Source organism: Marinactinospora endophytica (assembly GCF_054780875.1).
In genome coordinates, this window is the sequence record NZ_BAAGVM010000026.1 from 1 (window position 1) to 5587 (window position 5587).

Here is a 5587-nt window from a genome sequence, read left to right on the forward strand (position 1 = left end):
CGCCGTCGAGGCGCGCGCGGTGCTGGCGGAGCAGCGCGCCTCGACGGCGCGGGCGGAGCTGGCGGCCCTGGCGCAGCTGCACGACGCCGGGCGGTGGCGGCTGTGGCGCGCCGGGACCACTCGGCAGGAGGTGGAGGCTCGGACGAACGAGCTACGCGGCGTCGTAGCCGAGGCTGAGCGCGCGGCGCGCGCTCTGCGGGCAGACGGGGCGGCCCTCGTGCGCCAGGCCGTTTCAGACGATCTGAGCGCCGCGCAGCGATGGGAGGCTCACCGGACCGAACAGCGCGTGCGCGAAGTCCTGTCCCAGTCGCCGCCCGCGGCTCCTCGACGGTCTCCTCACCCTCCCCCGTCCTACCGTCCGCCTGCCCCCGGCCCCAGGCCACGCCAGGGACCCAGCCTGGGGTGAGCTACTGGGCGGCCCGCTCCAGCCACGAGGTCACCGTCGCGGAAGCGGTCCAGCCCATCCCGGCCAGCCAGGCCGCGATTTGGCGATCGTAGGCGCCGACCTCGACACCGGCGCGCGCCAGCGCGTCCAGGAGTGCCTGCTCCATCTCGGCGTCACTCGGCATCCCGGATGCGGGCATCCGGGGCTCTACATCCAATGGCCGGTTCGTCATCTCGTCTACCCTCTCTGGGCTGAGGTCTGGCAGGGGGAGGAACGCGGCACGCCGCCCCCGCGCAGCGGCGCGCGGCGGCTGGGCGCCCCAGCGGGGACGGCGCGCCGCCCCTGACCCGTGGCCGGGGCTCCGCGGGGACGTCCTCCGCTGCGCTCCGGCCGGCCCAGCGGACCGCGACACGCCGGAAGCGCAAGGTGCTTGACTGCGGATTTCCTGCGAAAAAGCGAAAAGGGCCTCAAGAAGAGGCCCTTTTGCTGTAGGTTTTGCAATTGCCGATTGAAAAACCTAGGGCTCATCATACCCCAGCAGTGATGCGGGCACAGGGAAAAAGCTCGTGAATCCCCCCGGACTCACCCGGGTCACCAAAGACACCGCCCCGCGTCGGTTCCCTCAGAAGGTAGACACGCGGAACTGGAGTGGCGGTCCGGTCAGTGGTTGCAGCACCGGTGACGGTGCATGTAGAGCACGGCAGGCCCACACTGAGGCGTCGCAGAGACGCGCCCGCGCACGGTGGCAGGAGCGCGGGACAGAGGCCGTCACACATCCCGCCCTGACGCAGGAGTAATGCCCTGTGTGGGATCAGCGACCGACCGGCCGACCGACCGACCGACGGAAAGATCCCCCCTCCCTGTACGAGAACGAACGCCCTGGTCAGAGGGCGTTTTTTGCGTACAGGGGGGGGGCTCCCTCCCTCCCTCCCTCCCTCCCTCCGGAAAGGAGGCGCCTTGGCGCGCTGAACCCCGGAGAGCAGGCGTCTTTACGCTGTACAGGTGAACCCCCCCAGGTGGTCACGGCGTCACCACAGCGGGGTCACCACGGGGTCGCGCCGCACGGGAGCACAGGCGGTCACCACTCACCTTCACCCCAGGTGGCGGACGGGTACAGGATGTGACGCGCGCGCACGCGCGCACGCGCGAAGGGAGGGAGGCTTCTCCCGAGCCGCCCTCCCTCGTGTCTGGGCATCGCGAGGGGTCTATAGACCACCCCCTGCCTGAGGTGGGGGCAGCTCACCGATTGCTCGCAAGAAGTCCGCCATGCGCTCACGCGACGGCTCGTGCAGTGTCTGGGGAAGGTCACGAGACGCCGTGGCACGGCGCACCGCGACGTAGGCGGCAGGGTCGCCTACGTCGTCATAGCTTCGCCACGGCCGCCCGTAACTCTCCGTCGTGAGAGAGTCGAGCTCTGCCAGCTCCGCCGTGGTGAGCGCGCGGCGAGGAACCCCCGACCGGGGCATGGGGGTCCCCGGTCCTGCTACATCGTGGCTGGTCATGGTGCCATCGTGGCGTCGAAGGTGTCCACGAGCCTTCCATGATCTTGGAATGTCTCAATGCTGCATTCGCCGGTGTAGCTGGCGAATCTGTGCTATAGGGCGCTGCCGGTCCATGAGCATTCCGACTACGTGTCGGGCAGTGGGGTGATGAATCACCAGCTCAGGGGCGATGGTGTGGGCGGCGAGGATGCGGTGGGCAGCGGCGCGGTGGTCGCCGTCTTCGAGGCCCGCGCGTGCCATGTCAATGTGGTGATGGGCACGGCGTTCCGCAGGTAGCGACGACAGCAGGGCGGGCGTGAGGGACCGGTCAGCACGTCGAGCCGCGTCGAAGTCCCGCAGTTCCACCCCCACGGCGGCTTCGTGGAGCACCACGTTGCCGGGGGTGAACGTTGTCCCGTGGGACCGCCGGTCCACTGAGGCCGGACAGGACGCCTCCCGCAGAGAGGCGTCCCGGTCGATCTCGGATGCCTCCCCCAGGGCGTCCGCCGCCGCGCTCGTGTCACCAGCCCGAGCGGCGATGACGGCGCGCCGAAGCTGGATCGATCCCGCCACCTCGGTGGCATCAGGCCGCCGGGGATCGACCAAGGTCGTCGCGTGGCCCAGTGTGGCCATCGCTGGGCGCCACTGCGCACGTTCCAACAGGAGGAGCGTGTGACGCTGAGCCACCATGGCTAGCAGATGCGGATCGTCGGCTCGCGTCGCTGAGACGCGCGCACGTTCGATGAAGACCGCTGACAGGTCTCCATACCCCAGCTTGCGTGTTAGGCGCTGAGCGTGGATCTGAGCGCCGTATAGCGCACGCCATGCCTCTGCGGTCCCGTCTCTCAGCGCCACCACGGTGGCTTCCTGGAGCAGGGCGGGCAGCCGGTCCGCTGTTGCTGCGTGGCGCGCGGTTTCGAGCAGACCGGCGACGTGGCCGACTTCGGCCGCGATGGCGGTCAGGGGACGCGGAGGAGCATCCAGTTCCGGAGGGACATCGACGTAGGCGGCGACTTCCCGCAGCTGGGAAACCGCTAGTTCAGCACCCCCGTAGGGCTGTCCGTACAGCTCTGCCACGGTCACGCCCAAGACCCGCGCCACGGTCGCGACGAAAGCTGGAGAGCAGGGGACGGCGCCGGTCTCTGCTTTCCGCACATGCGACAGCGAGTAGTGGGCACGAGTAGCTAGGGCCGCTTGGGTCAGACCTGCGGCTTTGCGGGCACGAGAGATTCGGCGCCCCAGGGCGTCAGCTTCCAGGTCCACGCCCTCACCTTCGCATCTGCGCCAGATCGAGTCAGTGAGTGGTTCTTTATCTGTCATGACCGAGATCCACGTTGTTCTCACCGAAGGCGGCGAGATCCTCGCTGCGTTCGCCTCCGAGTCCGAGGACGAAGCACTGCGCTACGCCCGCAGCGCGTCCGCCATGGTGGAGTCGGTGCGGCTCTATCACGACGCGCACGCGGCCGCTCTGGACACTTTTAAGCGAGAGCCGTAAGCACCGCGCGGGCTTGGTCGAGTGGAGGAAGAGTGCCTCCGAGAGGTCCCACCTCACCCCATTCGAGCCGTCGAGCGATCCTCTCTAGCAGGTCATAGGACCCTGGGAAGGGAAGCGTGGTGAGGGTGAGGGCGGCTTGGATCTCCCGGCACCCTGAGGCCCAGACCGGGCCGGTGCCGGTGAGCGTGCGGTCGAGGGCGGCCAGCACCGCTGGCCAGCTGCCCGGCCCGACCACCAGATGCAGCCGCACCCCGTCCCCGCCGAGGACCGCGACCTCGCGGACCGCCCCCCGGATGTCCACCGCCACCGCCAGCGCCGTTGTCATGGGTGTCATGGGCCGATCGTGCCATCTTCCCGGACTGGACGGACTGGCGGCCCGCCAGCGCTGGCCACCGGCTGATCGAGCAGGGATGGATCATCCGGCCAAGCGCGCTGTACGTGCCCACCCGGCCGGCCGGGTGGGCACGCCGCGCCGCAGTCCCGGAGACCTGGACCGCGCCTGTCGCTCCCACCTGACCGGCTTCCTCCCTCTGGGCACCGCGGTGGGCCGGCCGCGCGCACCGGTGTGTGGAACGTAACGCGATGGCGCGATGGCGCGCCGCCGGCCCACCGCGGTCCGTGGGTGGGTGACGCTGCGGGGCCGGGGCAGGCGCGACGGCTTCGCCGCGCGCACCGCCACCCCGGCCCCTGCGCTTCCCCGCAGCCCTTCCGCACGGGGTGGTGCCCTGCCGTACGTCTGGTGCCTCCGTGACGGGATGGGCGCAGGGGTACCCAGGTATGGTCGCTTCGCTCCCATACCTCGGAAGGAGAGGCGCCGTGGCCCGGGTGACCGCGATCCGCACCGCGGAGCAGCGGGCGTATCGGCTGCAGGGCCAGTGCGCCGGGGACCGGATCGGGCGGGCGGAGGCGCAGAGGGACTACCGGTTGCACACCGCCGCCGGAGCGCGCCCCGTCGAACGTGTGGGCTCCGGATGGCAGGTGCTCGGTCGGACGCCGGGAGCGCCACTGGCTCCGGATGAGCTGCACGAGATGCACGCGGTCATGGAGGGCGTGGACCCGCGCACCGGCGAAGCCCTTGTGCGACGGAAGACGAAGACGGCGCCGGAGGCCCGGCTTCTCGCCGCGCCGATGCTGGCCGCGCTCCGCCACGGCACGCCCACCGCGGATTCGTGGGCTGGCCGCCGGGTGGCGCGGATGGCGCGAGGGGTGGAGCGGGATCCCGGCCACACCGTCGCGGTGCGGGATCTGGAGCGCGTCGCCCGCGCGGCCGGGGTGCCGCTGGATAAGGTGTTCGCGGCCGCCGACCTGGAGCGCGCCCGCGCCCACGCCCACGCCCGGGTGGACGCGGGGCCGCAGGGATGGGACCTCACGCTGGACACCCGCAAGGAAGTGGGGCTCCTGTGGGCGCTGGCGCCGCCGGAGCTGGCCGCGCGGCTGGAAGAGGCGGTCATGCAGGCCGCTCGCGACACCGTCGCCGAAGCCGAGCGGCGGGTGGCCCGGGGGCAGCGGGGCTGGCATGGCGCCGGCCACGTCGCCCGCCGGGTGGGCACCGCCGGGCTGATCGCGACGCTCACCCTGCACCACACCGCCCGGCCGGTCGGGGGGCACCCGGACCCGCACCTGCACGTGCACGCCATGATCGCGGGCATCTCCCAGGGGGAGGACGGCCGCTGGTGCGCCATCGGCCGCGGCGGGAGGGAACTTTACGAAGCGGTCCCCGACCTCGGGGCGCACATGAGGGACCGGGTCCGCTACCACACCGGCCAGCTGGGGGTGCGGTGGCGGCAGGACCGTACCGGCGAATGGGAGGTGGCGGCCGTCCCCCAGGCGCTGCGGAACGTCTTCAGCCGCCGCCGGGACCAGGCGGTACGCGCGGCCGGGGAAGGCGCCACCCCCGCGCAGCGGCGCGCGGCGGCCAGGCGGACGAGGGAGCCGAAGGCCACGGGCGGGGAGAAGGAGTGGCGTGCGGAGTGGGTGCGCCGGGCGGAGCAGGCCGGGTACGACCCCCAGGCGATCGCCGCCGCCTTCGGCGTGCCGAGCGTGGCCGAGGCCCGCGCCGGACGTGGCCCGGCCGCCCAGGCCGCCCAGGAGCAGGCCCGCGCCGTCGAGGCGCGCGCGGTGCTGGCGGAGCAGCGCGCCTCGACGGCGCGGGCGGAGCTGGCGGCCCTGGCGCAGCTGCACGACGCCGGGCGGTGGCGGCTGTGGCGCGCCGGGACCACTCGGCAG

Annotated in this window: 5 protein-coding genes and 1 pseudogene; 3 read left to right on the forward strand and 3 right to left on the reverse strand. The window is 72.0% G+C overall.

Going from position 1 to position 5587, the window contains the following annotated elements; all coding sequences use genetic code 11:
* Positions 1-406, forward strand: a pseudogene (locus tag ACYVHU_RS26525) (hypothetical protein); the annotation flags it as partial.
* Position 407: 1 nt separating this feature from the next.
* Here ACYVHU_RS26525 and ACYVHU_RS26530 read toward each other — a convergent pair.
* Together ACYVHU_RS26530 and ACYVHU_RS26535 are read right to left on the reverse strand one after the other, a co-directional pair.
* Complete coding sequence (locus ACYVHU_RS26530; protein WP_498949896.1) at positions 408-584, reverse strand: hypothetical protein; 177 nt, start codon at positions 582-584, stop codon at positions 408-410.
* 1357 nt (positions 585-1941) lie between these two features.
* Positions 1942-3129: a helix-turn-helix domain-containing protein gene (locus tag ACYVHU_RS26535; RefSeq protein ID WP_498949897.1), complete on the reverse strand. Its 1188-nt coding sequence runs from the start codon at positions 3127-3129 to the stop codon at positions 1942-1944.
* A 55-nt stretch (positions 3130-3184) separates the two neighbouring features.
* On the opposite strand from ACYVHU_RS26535, the gene ACYVHU_RS26540 reads away from it, so the two are divergent.
* Entirely contained in the window at positions 3185-3361 is a 177-nt protein-coding gene (locus tag ACYVHU_RS26540) for a hypothetical protein (protein ID WP_498949898.1), read from the forward strand.
* Here the strand turns inward: ACYVHU_RS26540 and ACYVHU_RS26545 are convergent.
* Positions 3345-3695, reverse strand: coding sequence for a hypothetical protein (locus tag ACYVHU_RS26545; RefSeq protein WP_498949899.1), 351 nt, complete (start codon positions 3693-3695; stop codon positions 3345-3347). The two genes, ACYVHU_RS26540 and ACYVHU_RS26545, sit on opposite strands and share 17 nt — an antisense overlap.
* Before the next feature lie 482 nt (positions 3696-4177).
* Between ACYVHU_RS26545 and mobF the strand changes: the two genes are divergently transcribed.
* A partial coding sequence (mobF, locus tag ACYVHU_RS26550; RefSeq protein WP_498949900.1) for a MobF family relaxase occupies positions 4178-5587 on the forward strand: 1410 nt, incomplete at its 3' end.

Coding starts and splice junctions, on each gene's coding strand:
- ACYVHU_RS26540 (WP_498949898.1), top strand. CDS start 3,185: ATGACCGAGATCCACGTTGTTCTCACCGAAGGCGGCGAGATCCTCGCT.
- ACYVHU_RS26530 (WP_498949896.1), bottom strand. CDS start 584: ATGCCCGCATCCGGGATGCCGAGTGACGCCGAGATGGAGCAGGCACTC.
- ACYVHU_RS26545 (WP_498949899.1), bottom strand. CDS start 3,695: ATGACACCCATGACAACGGCGCTGGCGGTGGCGGTGGACATCCGGGGG.